Genomic DNA, 16,061 nt, shown 5'->3' on the forward strand with positions numbered 1-16,061 from the left:
GATCCGGGCGCCCGGCCGATCAGTCGAACCAGCGATCCCTGGCCAGTTCCTCCGTACGCGACAGGTCCTCCAGCAGCGCCGCCACCTCGAAGCGCCGCGGCCACTGCCCCGCCGCCCACGCGAGCCCCGCCGCCACGCCCTCCAGGGTCGCCGCGTGCAGCACCCCGTCCGGGGTACGGCGCCAGTCCAGTTCGGCGCCGCCCGCGACCAGTTCCTCGTGCTCGACGTACGTGGCGGGTGTGGCCGGGCCCAGCAGAGCGCGGACCGCGTCGGGCACCTCGTGCTCCTCGCCGCCTTCCGCCGCCTCCCCCGTCACCTCCGCGACGACCGTCTCGCTGAGCCGCCGCACCTGGAGCAGCTCGGCCAGCTCCGCGAAGCGCGTCGGCGCGACCGGCAGCAGCGGCAGCCCGCCCGCCAGCGGCAGCAGGTCGGGGGCGTCCGCGATCACCGCGTCCGCCGCGTCGACCACCCGCACCTCGCCGTCGACCACCGCGCGCAGCTCGTCCGGCAGGGTCACCTGGTCCGGGTCGAGGTCGGCCAGGGCGGTGTAGAGCGCGTGCAGTTGCCCGGCGCCGACCTCCCGCTCCGGGTCCGCGAGCCGGCCCAGCAGCTCGGCCGCGCCGCCGGGCTCGTCCAGCAGGGCGGCGACGGAGGTCCGTACGCCCAGGGCGCGCAGCACCTGCGCGTCGTCAAAGCCGGTCGCGTCCACCGCGTCGTACAACCCGGCGAGCAGCGGGTCCCCGGTGGCTGAGCGCAGTCCGGCGGGGCGCCGTCCGTCGAGCACGGGGTGGTCGCGCAGCCACCACGCGGTGTAGGACCGTACGCTCTCCGTCGTCCCGTCGGGGAGCAGGATCCGTACGGGCTGGATGAGCGCGTCGCGCAGCGGCGGCCGGGCGAGCAGGGTCAGCGCCCGGGGCCACGCGTCGTCGTCGACCAGGTCCAGGTCGCGTACGGCGACGATCTCCGTGGCGACCGGCGGTACGGGGGTGTCGGGCAGCCGGTCCAGGACGTCCTCGCACCAGACGTCGACGGAGTCGAGCAGTCCGGCGTCGTCGGGTTCGGCGAAGTCGCCGTCCCTGGGCTCCAGTTCGTCGGGGTCGAGGACGACGTCCGTGGCGCGTACGAGGGCGAAGTCGGCGAGGACCCCACAGGCGGCGAGGGGCTGTTCGCCCCAGCGTTCGGCCAACTCGGCGTCGCAGTAGGCGAGTTCGTCGGCACGTACGACGGAGGCGAACGGGCTTCCCGGCAGGACGAGTTCACCGGCGGGCGCCAGTTCGCCGTCCTCGTCGGTGAGCGCGAGGGCGCCGAGCCACGGTTCGTCGCCCGCCTCAAGTCCCGCGTCCCGTACGAGGGTCAGCACCAGCTCGGCGAGCTCCTCGGCGTCCGGGGTGGTGGCGTCCTCGTCCCACACCTCGCCCGCGTCGAGCGAGGCGGCCACCGCCGCCCGTACCTGAGGGGTCGTCAGAACGGCGCGGGGCGTGGCCGGGAGGGCGCCCAGTTTCTCCAGCAGGGGGTGGGCGGCCTCGGGGTGGGCGACCTTCAGCCCGAGCCGCGCGAGGTCGGCGGACCCGGCCCCCTCGGCTCCGTCCTCCCCGCCGGGCAGCGGCAGCAGCACCTGGCGCGGCCCGATCGTCGTACGGCCGTCCGCGAGCGGCACCGGCAGCCCGGAGAGCCGGTCGGCGTCCACGCCCGCGAGGGAGTCGTACAGCCGGTACCACCAGGCGGGCGGCCGTTCGACGCCCGCGATGCGTTCGATGGCGTCGCCGAGGGGCAGCCGGCCGACCCCGAGCGTCCGCAGCTCCGTGCGGCGTTCGAGCCCGGCGGGCAGCAGGGTCGGCAGCACCTCGGCGAGCACCCGTACGGTGTCGGCGCCCGCGCCCTCCACGACCTCCGCCTCGAAGGGCCGCAGCGCGGCCGGCCCCTCCTCCTGGTCGTCGTCGAGAGCCGCCGGAGCCGACGGAACCGACGGAACCGACGGGTCCGCCAGGGCGGCCGGGACCGCCGGGGTCGCCGGGGTGAGGAAGGCGATGCGCGGCAGCCGCTCCAGGATCGCGGCGCGCAGGCTGCCGTCCAGCTCGCCCTTGCCGAGCGGGCCGGGCACGAGGTCGAGGAGGCCGGTGGAGTTGGGCTCCCAGCCGGCGAGCAGTTCGGCGTACGCGTCGGCCGCCCGCACGACGAGGAAGTCGGTGAGCGGGCCCGGCGCGGGGTGGCGCCGCGTGGTGTCCAGCGGGAGCGTGGCGATCAGCAGCGCGGGCACGCCGAGGGGTTCGTCGGTGGGGGTCGGGGCGTGCACGACCGGCGCGGTGCGCGGCCGGGCCGGGGCGCCCTCGGCGTCCACGGGAACGGCCCAGGTCACGGCCCAGTGCGGGCGCAGCCGCTCCTCCACGGGCCGCCCTTCGAGGAGGGCCGCCCCGGTGGCCCCGTGGTGGCTGACGACGCGCCAGCGGCGCACCTCGCCGCCCCCGCCCGCACCGCCCGCACTGTCGTCCACGACGACGTACGAGGCGTCCTGCGAGCGCCGTACCACCCGTTCCCCGTCCGGGGTTTCGACCGCGACCTCGGCGAGCCCGGCGAGGGTCAGCAGCAGCGCGTCGTCGACCCCGGCGAGCAGCCGCTCCACGAGCGCGGTCGCCGCGGCGTCGCGCAGCGGCAGGATGACGACGGTGTCGTACCCGTCCGGGGCGGTGCCCTCGGCGGGCAGCGGCAGCCGCAGCAGCGGTACGTGGCCGTCGCGGCGCCGCAGTTCGTCCCCGAGGCCGGGGCTGGCCTGCGCGGTCACCCCGGCCAGCTCGCGGGCCTCGGCGAGGGACCAGCGGACGCCGCCGTGCCGGCCGATGACGGCGGGCTCGTCGCTGACGGCGAGCACGGCGGCGAAGCCGACGCCGAACCGTCCCACGGCGCTCTCGTGCCCCTCGCGCTTGGCGGAGGCGCGCAGGGTGGAGAGCGACTCGACGCCGGTCGCGTCGAGCGGGGCGCCGGTGTTGGCGGCCACGAGCACGGCGGGCCCGTCGGCGGTCGCGGGCCGCAGGGTCAGCCGCAGCCGCCCCTCGACCCCGGCGCGCGCGGCGGCGTCGGCGGCGTTCTGGGCCAGCTCGACGACGAGCCGGTCCCGGTAGCCGCCGAGGACGAGGTCCTCCTCGGCGTTGGCGTCCTCACGGAACCGTGCGGGGCTGGCCCCCCACGCGTCCAGCACCCCACGCCGCAGCCGCGCCGTCCCGAACGGGTCGGCCCCCTCGGTCGTCCTGACGCTCACGCTGTGACTCCGCTCTGTTCTGGTCTCCGCGTACGTTTCGGTCTCCGCGTACGGGCCCGAACGTACCGCGCGGCGCGCTCCGGTGGGGGTGCGGGGCGGGCGCGGCCCGCGCGTCCGGGCCCTCAGGAGGCCACGGCGGCGGCGCGCCCGAACACACCCGGGGTCACCCCGAACGACCGGACGAACCACCGGTGGAAGTGCGCCTGATCGGCGAACCCGGACAGCACGGCGGCGTCGGCCGCCGAGTGGCCCGCGACGAGAAGACCCCGGGCCTTGCGCAGCCGGAGCAGGCGCTGGTAGTCGCTGGGCGGCATCCCGTACACGGCGCGGAAGGCCCGGTAGAGGGCGAACCGGCTGCACCCGGCGGCGTCCGCGAGGTCCTGCGCGGTGAGATCACGCTCGTACGCCTCGTCCAGCAGCGCCCGCACCCGGCGGGCCGCCACGGTCTGTCCGCCGGCGGACAGCTCGCGGGGCGCGGCGGAGCCCGTACGCGACGAAGCGGTGCGCCGGACCATCGCCGTCACGGCCGCGGTCAGCCGCTCCTCCCGTACGAGCGGATCCGCGCCGCCGACGAGCGCGGGGTGCAGTCTGCGCAGCGCGCGGGCGAGCACGGGGTCGTCGACCACGGGCCGGTCGAAGAGCGGCATGCGGGCGCGGCCCCCGGTGATGTCGTCGAGCACGTCCCGGACGACCTCGGGCCCGATGTGCATGATCCGGTAGGTGAAGCCCAGTTCCTCCGCGGATTCCCCGTCGTGCGGGTCGTCCGGGTTGAACGCCATGATCATCCCCGCGCGGCTGGTGTGCCCGCCGCCCCGGCAGCGGAAGCGCTGGGAGCCGAACTCGGTGACGGCGAAGGAATACGCGTCGTGGCTGTGGAGGTGGAAGACATGGCGGACGAAGTGGGCGTGCATGGCCTCCAGCGGCCGGTGCGGATCACGCCAGTAGCGGGCCCAGTCCCCGCGCCCGTCCGCCGGGCGGTCGTGCCTGCTCATACACCCCAGTCTGCCGCGCCGCACGAACGTTCAAGACGGCGTTCCACCCACCGGACAAGACTCGCCGCATGACACCGAGCACGCCCGTCTCCCCGGAGACCGCATCTTCCGCCGCCACTTCCACCGCCTCGTCCGCCTCCCCTTCCACCGTCCCCTTCCGCTACGACACCAAGATCGCCGTCATTGTCCGCGAGGACCTGGCCGTATGGCAGAAGCTGAACGTGACGGCCTTCCTGGCCAGCGGTATCGCCCACGCCCGCGACGACATCATGAGCAAGCGCTACGAGGACGCCTCCGGCAACGACTACCTCCCGCTCCTGCGCGAACCGGTCCTCTGCTTCACCGCCGACGCCCCCGCCCTGACCCGCAGCCACGCCCGCGCCCTCTCCCGCGCCGTACCCACGGCCCTCTACACGGCGGAGATGTTCGCCTCGGGCAACGACGAGGACAACCGGGCGACGGTCCGCGCGATCCCGGCGGACGCCCTGGACCTGGTGGGCCTGGCGGTCCACGGCCCGCGCAACACGATCGACAAGATCGTCAGGGGCCTGAAGCTGCACGGCTGACCCTGCACGGCTGCCGGCGGTGACGCGTTCGCGCCCGCTCAGCTCTCGCGTGTTCTCGCGTAGTGGCGGGATGCCTTGGCCCGGTTGCCGCAGGACGCCATGGAGCACCAGCGGCGGGTGCCGTTCCGCGACGTGTCGAAGAAGTGCAGGATGCACGCCTCGTGCGCGCAGCCCCGGATCCGGTCGGGGGCGGCGCGCAGCAGGTTCAGGTAGTCGTGCGCCGCGGTCCAGGCCGCGCCCCAGGACGGGTCCTCGAACTCCGTCTCCTCCCCGGGCCCCGCGGCGGTCAGGGTGGCGCGGATCCGGCCGTGGCCGAGTACGGCGTCGACCCGTTCGACGCCGGCCGCGCCGCCGGGGCTGTCGCCGCCGGAACTGTCGGCGCCGAGGCTGTCCACGGCGGCGGCGAGCGCCTCCCGGGCGAGCAGCACATGCTCCAGTGACGCGGCGTCGGCGGGGAAGCGGCGGTCGAGCCCGTTGGCCGCGAGCCAGATGCGCAGCCCTTCGGTGCCGGCCAGCAGGTCCTGGCGTACGCCGTCGTACATCCAGCGGGTGTTCAGCAGATCCAGCGAGACGGGCTCTCCGGTCAGGGGGCGCGGGTCGGTCGCGGGCATCCGTGGCTCCTCACTCATCTCCGTGTCCCCTCCGGTCGGCTAACCACTCAAGGTTACGTGACGGGTTGCCCCTCTCCTCCATAACCCTTAAAGTTCAATTCAAAGGTTAGGTTGAAGCGATCGGCCCGATGGAGCTCGAACCGAAAGCGAGGGGGTCCGCCATGACGGCGACCAGCACACTGCGAGCCGGCCACGTCGGCCTGAACGTCACCGATCTCGAACGCTCACTCGGCTTCTATAGGGACGTGCTCGGGTTCGACGTGCTCGGCGAGGGCGGCGAGGACGACCGGCGCTACGCCTTCCTGGGCCAGGACGGACAGCTCACCCTCACGCTGTGGCAGCAGGCGGACGGCGCGTACGCCCCGGGCCTCGCCGGGCTGCACCACCTGGCCTGGGAGGCCGGGACGATCGACGAGGTGAGGGCGTTCGAGGCCCGGCTGCGCGAGCGGGGCGTGGACTTCGCGTACGACGGGATCGTCGCCCACCAGGAGGGCGCGCCCTCCGGCGGGATCTTCTTCCACGACCCGGACGGCACACGGCTGGAGATCTCCGTACCCACGGGTGCGGCGGGCGCGCCCGCTCCGTCGGCCGCCGCACCGACCTGCGGATTCTTCTGAGGGACTGAAGGGCTGAGGGACCGAGGAGTCGAGGAGCTGAGGACCATGGATCCCTACCACCAGGGCTCGCGCGCCGTGCAGACGCGCGTCGGCGTACGCGACGTGGCCGACCACGTCGGCCGCTCCATCGGGCAGGACATCCGTGACGTGGCCGCGGCCTTCCTCGGCCTTCAGCCGATGCTGGTCATCGGCGCGGCGGACGAAACCGGCCGCATGTGGAGCTCGCTGCTCACCGGTGCGCCCGGTTTCGTACGGGCCACGGGCCGCCGGCGGATCTCCGTCGCCGCCGGTCTCCCGGACGGCGACCCGCTCGCCGCGGCGCTCGCGACCGAAGGGACCGCGGTCGGCACCATCGCCCTCGATCCGCGGACCCGCCGCCGTATGCGCCTCAACGGCACGGCCGGGCCGACGGCGCGCGGGTTCGCGGTGGAGGCCGAGCGGGTCTTCTCCAACTGCCCGAAGTATCTGCAGAAGCGGGACCTCCAGCGGGACCGCCGCGGATCCGTCCCCGCCCGCCCCGGTGCCGTGCGGCGCGGCCGGGAACTCACCCCCGGTCAGGAGGGGTTCGTACACGCCGCCGACACCTTCTTCATCGCCACCGCGTCGGCGGACGGCGCCGACGCCAGCCATCGTGGCGGCAACCCCGGATTCGTCCGGGTGACATCGCCGAACGAACTCTCCTGGCAGGACTACGGGGGAAACTCGATGTTCCTGACCCTGGGCAATCTCGAAAACGATCCGCGCGCGGGACTGCTGTTCCTCGACTGGAGCACCGGCACCACGCTCCAGCTCTCCGGCACCGCGACCACCGCGTTCGGCGCGCACGGCCGCACCAACCGCTTCACGGTCGCCGAGGTCGTCGAGACCCCGCACGCCAGCCCCCTGCGCTGGTCCGCCCCCGAGTACTCACCCGCCAACCCGCCCCTGTGAAGACGCCTATGAGCAGTTGTGGGAGTTCACGGACGTCCGCATCGCCGCGGCGGACCGGCGCGTCTTCGGCCCGCGCCCGACGACCGAGCTGGGCGTCCCTCTCCCGGTCCGCTAACATCGCGCGTCGTTCGTTTGTTCGTTCGTCTGTACGGAGGGGGCGCGCCGGCGTGCTGGAGAGTGACGAGCAGGCTGTTCTGGACCGCATACGGCAAGGTCTCGTCTACACCGAGTCCGAGGCGGCGTTCCAGGCCCCGCGGCGACGTACCGACCTCGTCTTCGCGTACAACCACACCCCGCCGGGCGACATCGACACCCGCAGGTCCCTGCTGGTCGCGATCCTCGGGTCGGTCGGCGAACGCACCATTCTGAACGCACCGTTCAGCGCCGGTTTCGGCAGCAACGTCCACATCGGCGACGACTTCTTCGGGAACGTCAACCTCGCGTTCGTCGACGATGTCGAGATCCGTATCGGGGACGGCGTCATGATCGCCCCCAACGTGACGCTCACGACGACGGGACACCCGGTCCACCCGGCGCGCCGCGCCGACTTCGGACGGTTCTCGGAGCCGATCGTCATCGAGGACAAGGTGTGGATCGGCAGCAACGTCGTCGTCCTGCCGGGGGTCCGTATCGGTTACGGATCGGTCATCGGCGCCGGCAGCGTCGTCAGCAGGGACATCCCGCCCATGGTCGTCGCGGTCGGGACGCCCTGCCGAGTGCTCCGCGCCATCACGGACGCCGACCTGACCACGCGTACGGTCGCCACCGCCCCGCCAATCGATTGACTTTCGATTCCGCAGACCGAGGTCGCCGAAGTCGTCTGACGGCGGTCATCATCGACCTCGACGTCCAGCTCGCCCGACGCGACCTGCCGGTGGGCGAGTTCGCCGCGGCCGCCGGCAGCACGCCCGCCAACATCGCCGTACCGAAGAACGACCGAGCCAAGGCCCGGTCGCGACCGGTCCTCGTCTTGACACCCCGTCACTTTGCCCAATTCACAGCAGGCTGACAGTTGACCTCCCTACGGTGCCGTGTCCATGACAGACAACAACGACCCCCTCATCCGGCGCCGTACCGTACTGCTCGGGACCGGCGCCACGGCCGCCGCGCTCACCGTCGCCGCCGCCGGCACCAACAAGCTGACGACGACGGAGAACGAGGCCGGCCGCACGGCCCCCGTCGCCGCCTCGGCCGTCTGCACGCTCACCAAGGAGCTGACGGAAGGCCCGTACTACCTCGACGGCGCCCTCGTCCGCGCCGACGTCACCGAGGGCAAACCGGGCATCCCACTCAAGCTGACCCTCGCCGTCGTGGACAACAGCACCTGCGCGCCGCTGAACCGGGCGCTCGTGGAGCTGTGGCACAGCGACGCGCTCGGCGAGTACTCCGGCTTCGTCGGCAACAACGGACACCAGGAGCCCGACAACGGCACCTTCCTGCGGGGTGGCGTGCTGACCGGCAGCGACGGCATCGCCCGCATCACGACGATCTACCCGGGCTGGTACCGCGGCCGGTGCATCCACATCCACGCCAAGGTGCACACGAACGTCACGCTGACGTCTGACGGCTCCTTCAGCGGCGGGCAGGAGCTGCACACCGGCCAGTTGTTCGTGGACGAGACGATCACCACGGCCGTCGCCCGCATCTCGCCGTACTCGACCAACACCGTGCCCCGCACCACGCTCGCGCAGGACGGCATCTACGGCAACGGAGGCGCCGCCGCGGGCCTCATGACCGTGACCGGCTCCACCTCCGCCGGCTACACCGGCAGCCTGACCTTAGGCATCGACCAGAGCTGACCCGCCCACCATCAGGGCGTCGGCGCCCCCTCGGACGCCGACGCCCGCCCCGTCCGCAGGGGGCAGGGGTGGGGGCGCAGGGGGTGCGGTCCGCAGGCAATGAGGCCGAGGTGGAGGAAGCGTCCGCCGGTGGTCCACCAGCCGCCGATGAGGTCTTCGCGGGCGGTGAGTCGCCGGGTGATCTCGCGGGGGTCGGGGGCGGGTGCGTAGGTGCCGGTGAGGATGCCGGTGTGCCGCTGGAGCTGATCGGTGTACCAGGCGGCGGCTTCGGCGGGCCCGGGGAAGGTGGCCCGGATGTGGCCTGACGCCTTGAGGAGCCAGTCGGCGGTTTCGAGGGGCATGACGGGGGTGGCGGGGAACTCGGGGTGGCCGGGGCGGCGGTGGGCGTCGCCGGGTTTGACGAGGAGGGTGCCGTGGCCGTGCCAGAGGTAGGCGTGGTGGTGGGGTGGGGGTGGCATGGGGCTCCTTGGGGGGCGGCCCCGTCCCAGGTTGGTTCGGGGCCGCCGTGTAGCGGTGGCGGTGCTGTTACGGCGCTACTGGCGTCCGCAGCCGTCGCCGTCGCCGCAGCCGCCGGAGGGGTTGGAGTCGTCCTGGCCGCTGTCGCCGCCGCTGCTGTTGGTGTCGTCTCCGCCGTGCTTGACCGGGGCGGTGGGGTGTCGCATCGTTGGCCTCCTGTGCCGTTGGGTGCAGTTGCCGGGCCCGTTCGTTCGGGCCCTGTCCCGTTCCGGCCGGTCGTTCCTTCGCCGGGAGACACCGGCCGGAACGGGGGTTCGAGGGGCACAGCAGAAGGCGTAGGCGTACGGGCCCGGTCGGGCCTGGCGGCGGCCTATCCGTCGAGGTGATCGCCGACGAGGGTCACGACGAGCACGACCAGCGCGGCCGACGCGAGGACGAGCACCAGGGGCGGGCGCCTCATACGCCGATGGCGCCCACGAGCGCACTGCCGGGCCGGGCGGTCCGCCGTATGTACGTGCCGACCGGCGGAACGGGACCGGACCCGGGCGCGGGAATCAGGCATACGACAGCTACGAACCCCGGGCCTGCAACGCCCGGTTGGCCGCTGGATGGCCCGTTCACCGGGCCACCTCGGCCCACACGGCCTTCCCGAACGGCCGATCGGCCACACCCCAGCACTCCGCCAGCGCCTCGACGATGATCAGCCCCCTGCCCCGGTCACGCTCCTGCGACGCCGCCCGGAACCGGGGCCGCCGCCGCACCGGATCCCGCACCTCCACCCGCACACACGCATCCGTCACCGCCAGCACGACCAGCACCGAATCGCCGGGCTCGGTCCCGTACCGCACGGCGTTCGTCACCAACTCCGAGACGATCAGCCGGACATCGTCCACCTGCCCGTCACTGAGGCCGGGTGCCTCTTGAGCCAGTACGTCGCGGACAAAGTCCCGGGCGGCCGAGACGACTTCCGGGGCGCTGGGAAACATGGCCTGCACGGGGATCCCGGGTAAGGGCCGGCAGCGGCAGGCGCCTAACGCACCTGGCGGGACGCAGGCCGTGTGGGGCTCCCCCGCCGGAGGATTCGGTGAGTTGCCGTATCGCGCGTTGTTCGTCATGGTGATGACTCCCCGTGACCGATCGGTTCCTGTGGACAGAGAACACGGGAATGCCGGGTGGGGGTACCGTCTCAAGGGGTGTCGAAGAGTGTCGCTTCCACTACTCCCCGTCGTAGAAAGTTGGTGGGCATGAGGACGCCGAACGACAAGTTCGCACAGTGGCTCGATCGCTCCAGGATGAGCCGCGGAGAGTTAGCCCGACGCGTCAAATCCAAGGCCATCGCCTGGCAGCAGCCCCATATCTCGCCGGATACGACCCGTGTCAGGTGCTGGCTCCAAGGCGAAACGCCCAGGACGCCGATCCCGGACATCCTCGCCGCGGTCTTCTCCGATCACTTCGGATTCCGCGTCACGACCTACGATCTCGGGCTCGGTGACGGCAGTTCCACGGACGCGGCACTCATGTACAACTCCTCGTACACGACTACCGTGGAAGTCGTCGCAGACCTGGGGAGAGCTGACGTGGACCGACGCAAGTTCCTTTCCGCCGCACCCTTCACCGCCGTCGCGGGGGTGGGTCCCTCGCGGGACTGGCTGATGAACACCCTCGACCAGCAGCCGCAGCCGGGTCCCCGTGTGCGGCTCGAAGACGTCTCCGCCGTGCGGAACATGTTCGCCACCTTCCAGCGCATGGACGTGCTCCAGGGCGGCGGTTCGGGCCGCCTCGTGCTGGCCGAGTACATGACGCAGCATGTCTATCCGCTCCTGCGCCGCACCCACGGCGCCGACGTACACCGTGCCCTGTGCGAAGCGGCGGCGGAACAGACCTACCTCCTGGGGTGGATGGCCTACGACAACGGCGAACACGGTACGGCGCAGCGCTATTTGATCCAGTCGCTCCGCCTCGCCGAGGAGTCGGGGAATCCGGGGCTCGGCGCGCATGTCCTCGCCGGGATGGCGGATCAGGCGACGCTGCTCGGCGATCCCGCCGAAGGCCGCCGGCTGGCCCAGGCCGGGCGCCACGGACTCTCCCGGACGGACTCTCCGGCCTGCCTGGCGGACCTGTGGTGCCTGGAGGCGCGGGCCCTCGCCGTCCTCGGGGACAAGACGGCAGCGGCACACGCGGTGACGGAGTCGGAAAAGGCGTTCGAGCGGGCACGGCCGGAGGCCGAACAGGAGTGGGCCGCCTTCATCGACCCGGCGTATCTCCACGGCGAACACGCGAACACCTTCCGGGACCTGGGCGATTCCGGGGCGGCCGAGGAGCACGCGCGCCGGTCCATCGACCATGCCAAGAAGCAGAAGCGCGCCAGGCGGGGCGCGATGTCGCACGCCGCGCTCGCCGTCGCGCATCTCCAGCGCAGCGACCTCGAATCGGCCTATTCGGCCGGCGTACGAACGTTGACGCTCTCGCGCCAGGTGAAATCCTCGCGCTGCATGGAGGCGGTGCAGGACCTCCAGCGGCGCATGCGGCCGTTCGGCAACCACCGGCTCGTCGCGGACTTCAACGAGCGGGCCCACGAACTGGTCACCGCCGCATGAGCGACGACCGGCACGCCAAGGGGTCCGAGCATGTATCCGGTTGACCGTCAGGACGCCCGCCTCGCCCTCCGTGAACTCACCGCCGCGGACATCGATGCCGTGGCCACGATCTACGGCAGCACCGAGGTCACTCAGCACCTCAGCTTCACCCCACGCTCACGTGACGAAGTCGATGGCATCGTTGCCCGGTCCATGGCATCCGCGACCATGTCGCCACGCGACGAATACGCCCTCGCCCTCGCCGGGCGAGACAGTGGTGAGCTGATCGGGTTCGTTCGCCTGGCTCTCGACCCCCACCAGCAACGCGCAGCCACGATCGGGGGCGCTCTGCGCACCGACGCTTGGGGGATCGGCTACGGCAGGGAGGCCGTACGGCTGCTGCTCGACCTGGCATTCACCGACCTCGACCTCCACCGCGTATGGGCGGCGCGCTCCCCTCACAACCGGGCAGCGGCGAAAACCCTCCTCGCCGCAGGCATGACGGAAGAAGGCCGCATCCGCGGACACGTCCATGTACGCGGCGCCTGGCGGGACTCCATCACCTACGGAATCCTCCGCGAGGAATGGCCGCCCACCGAGCACTCGTAGACACACGCGCCCTCAGCGGCAAAGCCCGTCAGAGCCACCGGGCCCGCCACGGTCAGGTCTCGATACGGGTGCCGGGGGTACGGAGGGCGCGGTTCCGTACGAATGTACGGGGATGGCCTTCACCCCTGGAACCCGTGCGTCGCTTCCGGCGGAGACGAGCGGCGGCGGCGGAAGCGGCCTGGGTGGAGGGTGTGCCGGTGTGCTCGTGCTGGTGCTGGAGGTCCTCGGCGCCCTGGTGATGGGCGTGTTCCTGCTGGCGCGCGGGTGGGAGCGGGCGGTGGCGGGCGACGGGCCTGTTGGCACCGTGGTCGAGGCGCCGCCGATGGACTGGACGCCCACGGTCTGGTGCGCCGGGTTCACGCTCGCCGTGCTGATCGTCGCCGTGGGCTTCCTGCGGACCGGGCACCCCTACGCGGGCGGCGTCCAGTTGTGTGTCGCCGCGTTCGCGCTGCTCGTCACGCTCGGCGTCTGGAACGACGCGTACGACCGCGCCCACCCGGCGCCGCTGCCGCCCTGCCCGACCCGCGCCGGGGTGGTGTGCGAGCCGCGGCTCACGGAGAACACGGGCGACCCCGGCCGCTCGGGGCACCAGTGCCGGAGCGGCGGGGACAGCCAGGAGTGCGCGGACAGCGGGGGGTGAGCCCCGCCCCGGGGAAACGGGCCGGCCCGGCCCGCCTACGAGTGGCCCAGGTCCTCCGTGTCGCCGTCCGGCGCCGTGCCGGTCAGGACCGAGCCGCTGTCGCGGGCCGGGCGGAGCGGGAAGGCGTCCGTGCCGACCGAGTCCAGGACCGGGGGTGCCGGGCGCAGGGGTTTGGGCATGACCGCTGCTTCCGAGTGGCCGCCGCAGCCGTACGCCAGGGAGACGACGTGGCCGTCCGCCGGGGAGAACTCGTTCGCGCAGACGCCGAACGCCTGGCGCAGCGAGCCCGCCAGGGGCAGCAGGAAGCCGCAGGAGACGCAGGGGGCGGGTGCCGCCTGGGCCATGGGGGTCTTCGCGCCGAAGGACTCGTCCCAGCGGTCGGCGGCCACGTGCAGCCCGTAGCGGGAGAGGACCCGCGCCCGGCGCATGCCCAGTTCCTCCGCGACCGCCGCGATCGTGCCGCGCGCGGGCACGGCCAGGTCGGCGCCCGAGCCGCCGGCGGCCTCGGCGTCCACCGGAGCCGCGTCCTCCGCCTCGACCAGGTCCGCGAGGTTCCGCGGGGTCACCTCCGGTACGACGGAGTTCGGCGGGGGCATGTCCTCGCCCGAGTAGCCGGGCTCCAGGCGCAGGTCCTCCGCCTCGGTCGGCAGCAGGTCGCCGGGGCCCATGTCGCCGGGGCGCAGCCGTTCGCTCCAGGGCACCCATTCGGGGGCCAGGAGGGAGTCCGAACCGGGCAGCAGCACCGTTTCGTCCAGCGTGACGTTCTTCGCGCGCGAGGCGCGCGCGACCGTCACCGCCCAGCGCCAGCCCCGGTAACCGGGTTCCTTGCACTCGAAGAAGTGGGTGACGACCCTGTCCCCGTCAGCCACCGCCGAGACATGTTCCCCGACCACACCGGGGGCGGCGGCCTCCTCGGCAGCCGACCGGGCGAGGTCTACCGCCTCGGCGCACAGACGGTCAGGGATTCGGCTTCGCGTCGTCGCAGCACTCACAGGTCTCGCTTCTCTCCTACGCCGTCTCACGGGTGCGCCGGCCGAATCGCGATGTACGAGCCGAGGGCGGAGCGGACCAGAGGGCCGCATCGACGTCCACGCCCGATCTCTCCTCGGGCACGCCTACTGTCATCCATTCTGCGGGATGACAAAGAGGCGCGCGGCCGAGAACAACCGCCGGTGGCGCGCTACGCACGCTACCCTCTCCGCCGCCCGCCGCCCACCTGCACGTCGCCTTTCCCGCGCTTCGGGCCACTCCGCAACCAGGCCGTAACCGAGTGGAACCCCTCGGTGAGCTGTGGAGGAGGCTTTCCCGCCCGGCCGGGTGAGTTCCCCGGTGCCGTACGGTACGGCGCGGCGCGACCGGGACGGGGGCAGCCGGGACACGGCGGCATCCGGCCCCAGGCCCGCGCCCCGGCCTCGTCCAGGTGTACGTGTCCCCGTCCCCCGCCCGGGTGTATCCGTGCCGGGCGTAGGCGTACCCGGCGCCGACCGGGGCAGGCGGCGTCGGGTGAACATCCTCCGGCCCTCCGGCGGCCCGTGCCGGTTCCTCCGTCGTGGGACTGTCACGGCCCCGTCATCCGACGGATCGGTTCGCGCCAGAGGCCCTTGGGGCACTATGACGGGGTGGCAGCCGTAAGGTCGTCCGACGCGTACGCGTCCGGCGGCCCGCTCCGGAGGACCGGGCGGGCCGTCGGACGAGCGCTGCGCCTGCCGTTCACCGCCTCCGCGCGCGGGATCAGGAAGGCGACCCACGCGCACGGCGCGGGCGAGTCCGGGCTCGGCAAGCTGATCGAGCTGCACGCCGTGAACGGCGCGGGCGATGTCATGATCACCGTCGCGCTCGCCTCGACCGTCTTCTTCTCCGTACCGACCGACGAGGCGCGCGGCCGGGTCGCGCTCTACCTCGCCGTCACGATGGCGCCCTTCGCCCTGCTCGCCCCGGTCATCGGCCCGCTCCTGGACCGTCTGCCGCACGGCCGCCGCGCCGCGATGGCCACCGCCATGCTGACCCGCGCCGTCCTCGCGATCGCCATGTCGACCGCGGTGATCACCGGGGGCCTGGAGCTGTATCCGGCGGCGCTCGGGGTGCTGGTCGCCTCCAAGGCGTACGGGGTGGTGCGCAGCGCGGTGGTGCCCCGGCTGCTGCCGCCGCGCTTCTCGCTCGTACGCGCCAACTCCCGCGTCACGCTCGCCGGTCTGCTGGCCACCGGTGTGGCGGCGCCGATCGCCGCCGGGCTGCATCTGATCGGGCCGCGGGGGCCGCTGTACGGGGCCTGTCTGATCTTCCTGGGCGGTACGGTCCTGGCGTTCACGCTGCCGCACACCGTGGACTCGGCGAAGGGGGAGCGCAAGGCCCGGCTGGTCACCGTGGACCACGGCAGGAACGGCCGGGGGGAGCGGGAACGGCGGCCCACCCTGCGGACGGTCGGCCCCGCCGTGCTCCACGGCCTCCAGGCCAACGCCTCGCACCGCCTCCTCTCCGGCTTCCTGACCTTCTTCCTCGCCTTCCTCCTGCGCGAACACCCGATCGCCGGGCAGAACGCGGCCGTCTCCCTCGGCATCGTCGGTGTCGCGGCCGGCGCGGGCAACGCGCTCGGCACGACGGTCGGCGCCTGGCTCAAGGCGCGCGGACCCGAGGTGATCATCGCCACGATGCTGGGCCTCGCCCTGTTCACCACGGTGCTGGCGGCGCTGCTCTTCGGCGGCGTGATGATGGCGGTGCTGTGCGCGGTCGCCGGGTTCTCGCAGGCGCTGTCGAAGCTGTCCCTGGACGCGGTGATCCAGCGCGACGTCCCGGAGGAGGTACGGACGTCCGCGTTCGCCCGCTCCGAGACGCTGCTCCAGATGTCCTGGGTGGTCGGGGGCGCGATCGGTATCGCGCTGCCGCTCAACGGGGTGCTGGGGATGGGCGTGGCTGCGGGCATCCTGGCGCTGGGGGCGCTGGTGGCCGTACGGGGACTGCTGACCACGGCGCGGCGCGGCTCGCCGCACCCGCGTGTGGCGTGAACCGGGGCGC

16 protein-coding genes are annotated in these 16,061 nt (G+C 73.0%); 9 read left to right on the plus strand and 7 right to left on the minus strand.

All coding sequences use genetic code 11. From position 1 onward, the window contains the following. Positions 1–19: 19 nt before the first annotated feature. The gene (locus ACIO3P_RS21625; RefSeq protein WP_401853088.1) at positions 20–3,253 is read right to left on the minus strand and encodes a sacsin N-terminal ATP-binding-like domain-containing protein; all 3,234 of its coding nucleotides are present in this window, start codon (positions 3,251–3,253) and stop codon (positions 20–22) included. 122 nt (positions 3,254–3,375) lie between these two features. After that, positions 3,376–4,245, minus strand: coding sequence for an AraC family transcriptional regulator (locus ACIO3P_RS21630; RefSeq protein ID WP_401853090.1), 870 nt, complete (start codon positions 4,243–4,245; stop codon positions 3,376–3,378). Positions 4,246–4,313: 68 nt separating this feature from the next. Here ACIO3P_RS21630 and ACIO3P_RS21635 point away from each other — a divergent pair, with 68 nt between their 5' ends. Beyond that, positions 4,314–4,811 (plus strand): DUF2000 family protein, encoded by a 498-nt coding sequence (locus ACIO3P_RS21635; RefSeq protein WP_401853091.1) that lies wholly within the window; start codon positions 4,314–4,316, stop codon positions 4,809–4,811. A gap of 38 nt (positions 4,812–4,849) precedes the next feature. Here the strand turns inward: ACIO3P_RS21635 and ACIO3P_RS21640 are convergent, their stop codons facing one another. Continuing rightward, positions 4,850–5,422: a CGNR zinc finger domain-containing protein gene (locus ACIO3P_RS21640; protein ID WP_329824954.1), complete on the minus strand. Its 573-nt coding sequence runs from the start codon at positions 5,420–5,422 to the stop codon at positions 4,850–4,852. Between the two features lie 161 nt (positions 5,423–5,583). Between ACIO3P_RS21640 and ACIO3P_RS21645 the strand changes: the two genes are divergently transcribed. The 4 genes from ACIO3P_RS21645 (at position 5,584) to ACIO3P_RS21660 (ending at position 8,768) form a co-directional block, all read left to right on the plus strand. Further along, positions 5,584–6,039: a VOC family protein gene (locus ACIO3P_RS21645; RefSeq protein WP_401853093.1), complete on the plus strand. Its 456-nt coding sequence runs from the start codon at positions 5,584–5,586 to the stop codon at positions 6,037–6,039. Between the two features lie 45 nt (positions 6,040–6,084). Further along, a complete protein-coding gene (locus ACIO3P_RS21650) occupies positions 6,085–6,969 on the plus strand; it encodes a pyridoxamine 5'-phosphate oxidase family protein (protein ID WP_401853096.1) in 885 nt (294 codons plus the stop codon). Between the two features lie 167 nt (positions 6,970–7,136). Continuing rightward, a complete protein-coding gene (locus tag ACIO3P_RS21655; RefSeq protein ID WP_401853098.1) occupies positions 7,137–7,754 on the plus strand; it encodes a sugar O-acetyltransferase in 618 nt (205 codons plus the stop codon). Positions 7,755–8,006: 252 nt separating this feature from the next. Continuing rightward, on the plus strand, positions 8,007–8,768 hold the full coding sequence (locus tag ACIO3P_RS21660) for an intradiol ring-cleavage dioxygenase (protein WP_401853101.1): 762 nt from the start codon (positions 8,007–8,009) through the stop codon (positions 8,766–8,768). Between the two features lie 11 nt (positions 8,769–8,779). On the opposite strand, the gene ACIO3P_RS21665 is transcribed toward ACIO3P_RS21660, so the two are convergent. From ACIO3P_RS21665 to ACIO3P_RS21675, 3 genes are all read right to left on the minus strand, one after another. Then, a complete protein-coding gene (locus ACIO3P_RS21665; RefSeq protein ID WP_401853104.1) occupies positions 8,780–9,226 on the minus strand; it encodes a hypothetical protein in 447 nt (148 codons plus the stop codon). A gap of 75 nt (positions 9,227–9,301) precedes the next feature. Continuing rightward, positions 9,302–9,430 carry a hypothetical protein gene (locus tag ACIO3P_RS21670; RefSeq protein ID WP_401853107.1) on the minus strand — a complete coding sequence of 43 codons (129 nt, stop codon included), beginning with the start codon at positions 9,428–9,430 and terminating at the stop codon, positions 9,302–9,304. A gap of 411 nt (positions 9,431–9,841) precedes the next feature. Further along, positions 9,842–10,210 (minus strand): ATP-binding protein, encoded by a 369-nt coding sequence (locus ACIO3P_RS21675; protein ID WP_401853110.1) that lies wholly within the window; start codon positions 10,208–10,210, stop codon positions 9,842–9,844. Positions 10,211–10,468: 258 nt separating this feature from the next. On the opposite strand from ACIO3P_RS21675, the gene ACIO3P_RS21680 reads away from it, so the two are divergent. The 3 genes from ACIO3P_RS21680 (at position 10,469) to ACIO3P_RS21690 (ending at position 13,049) form a co-directional block, all read left to right on the plus strand. Then, on the plus strand, positions 10,469–11,821 hold the full coding sequence (locus tag ACIO3P_RS21680) for a transcriptional regulator (RefSeq protein WP_401789221.1): 1,353 nt from the start codon (positions 10,469–10,471) through the stop codon (positions 11,819–11,821). Between the two features lie 30 nt (positions 11,822–11,851). Then, positions 11,852–12,409 carry a GNAT family N-acetyltransferase gene (locus tag ACIO3P_RS21685; RefSeq protein WP_401853113.1) on the plus strand — a complete coding sequence of 186 codons (558 nt, stop codon included), beginning with the start codon at positions 11,852–11,854 and terminating at the stop codon, positions 12,407–12,409. 199 nt (positions 12,410–12,608) lie between these two features. Then, the gene (locus ACIO3P_RS21690; protein WP_401789226.1) at positions 12,609–13,049 is read left to right on the plus strand and encodes a hypothetical protein; all 441 of its coding nucleotides are present in this window, start codon (positions 12,609–12,611) and stop codon (positions 13,047–13,049) included. A gap of 35 nt (positions 13,050–13,084) precedes the next feature. Here the strand turns inward: ACIO3P_RS21690 and ACIO3P_RS21695 are convergent, their stop codons facing one another. Further along, positions 13,085–14,041 (minus strand): DUF3027 domain-containing protein, encoded by a 957-nt coding sequence (locus ACIO3P_RS21695; protein ID WP_401853115.1) that lies wholly within the window; start codon positions 14,039–14,041, stop codon positions 13,085–13,087. Between the two features lie 627 nt (positions 14,042–14,668). Here ACIO3P_RS21695 and ACIO3P_RS21700 point away from each other — a divergent pair. Beyond that, entirely contained in the window at positions 14,669–16,051 is a 1,383-nt protein-coding gene (locus ACIO3P_RS21700; RefSeq protein WP_329824940.1) for an MFS transporter, read from the plus strand. Positions 16,052–16,061 lie beyond the last annotated feature (10 nt).

Origin of the sequence: Streptomyces sp. NPDC087310 (genome assembly GCF_044744405.1) — a bacterium.
Taxonomy (GTDB): Bacteria; Actinomycetota; Actinomycetes; order Streptomycetales; family Streptomycetaceae; genus Streptomyces.

What these genes read in the sequence shown, in the direction of transcription:
- ACIO3P_RS21630 (WP_401853090.1), bottom strand. Translation starts at nt 4,245, where the DNA reads ATGAGCAGGCACGACCGCCCGGCGGACGGGCGCGGGGACTGGGCCCGC.
- ACIO3P_RS21635 (WP_401853091.1), top strand. Translation starts at nt 4,314, where the DNA reads ATGACACCGAGCACGCCCGTCTCCCCGGAGACCGCATCTTCCGCCGCC.
- ACIO3P_RS21640 (WP_329824954.1), bottom strand. Translation starts at nt 5,422, where the DNA reads ATGCCCGCGACCGACCCGCGCCCCCTGACCGGAGAGCCCGTCTCGCTG.
- ACIO3P_RS21645 (WP_401853093.1), top strand. Translation starts at nt 5,584, where the DNA reads ATGACGGCGACCAGCACACTGCGAGCCGGCCACGTCGGCCTGAACGTC.
- ACIO3P_RS21650 (WP_401853096.1), top strand. Translation starts at nt 6,085, where the DNA reads ATGGATCCCTACCACCAGGGCTCGCGCGCCGTGCAGACGCGCGTCGGC.
- ACIO3P_RS21660 (WP_401853101.1), top strand. Translation starts at nt 8,007, where the DNA reads ATGACAGACAACAACGACCCCCTCATCCGGCGCCGTACCGTACTGCTC.
- ACIO3P_RS21665 (WP_401853104.1), bottom strand. Translation starts at nt 9,226, where the DNA reads ATGCCACCCCCACCCCACCACCACGCCTACCTCTGGCACGGCCACGGC.
- ACIO3P_RS21670 (WP_401853107.1), bottom strand. Translation starts at nt 9,430, where the DNA reads ATGCGACACCCCACCGCCCCGGTCAAGCACGGCGGAGACGACACCAAC.
- ACIO3P_RS21675 (WP_401853110.1), bottom strand. Translation starts at nt 10,210, where the DNA reads ATGTTTCCCAGCGCCCCGGAAGTCGTCTCGGCCGCCCGGGACTTTGTC.
- ACIO3P_RS21680 (WP_401789221.1), top strand. Translation starts at nt 10,469, where the DNA reads ATGAGGACGCCGAACGACAAGTTCGCACAGTGGCTCGATCGCTCCAGG.
- ACIO3P_RS21685 (WP_401853113.1), top strand. Translation starts at nt 11,852, where the DNA reads ATGTATCCGGTTGACCGTCAGGACGCCCGCCTCGCCCTCCGTGAACTC.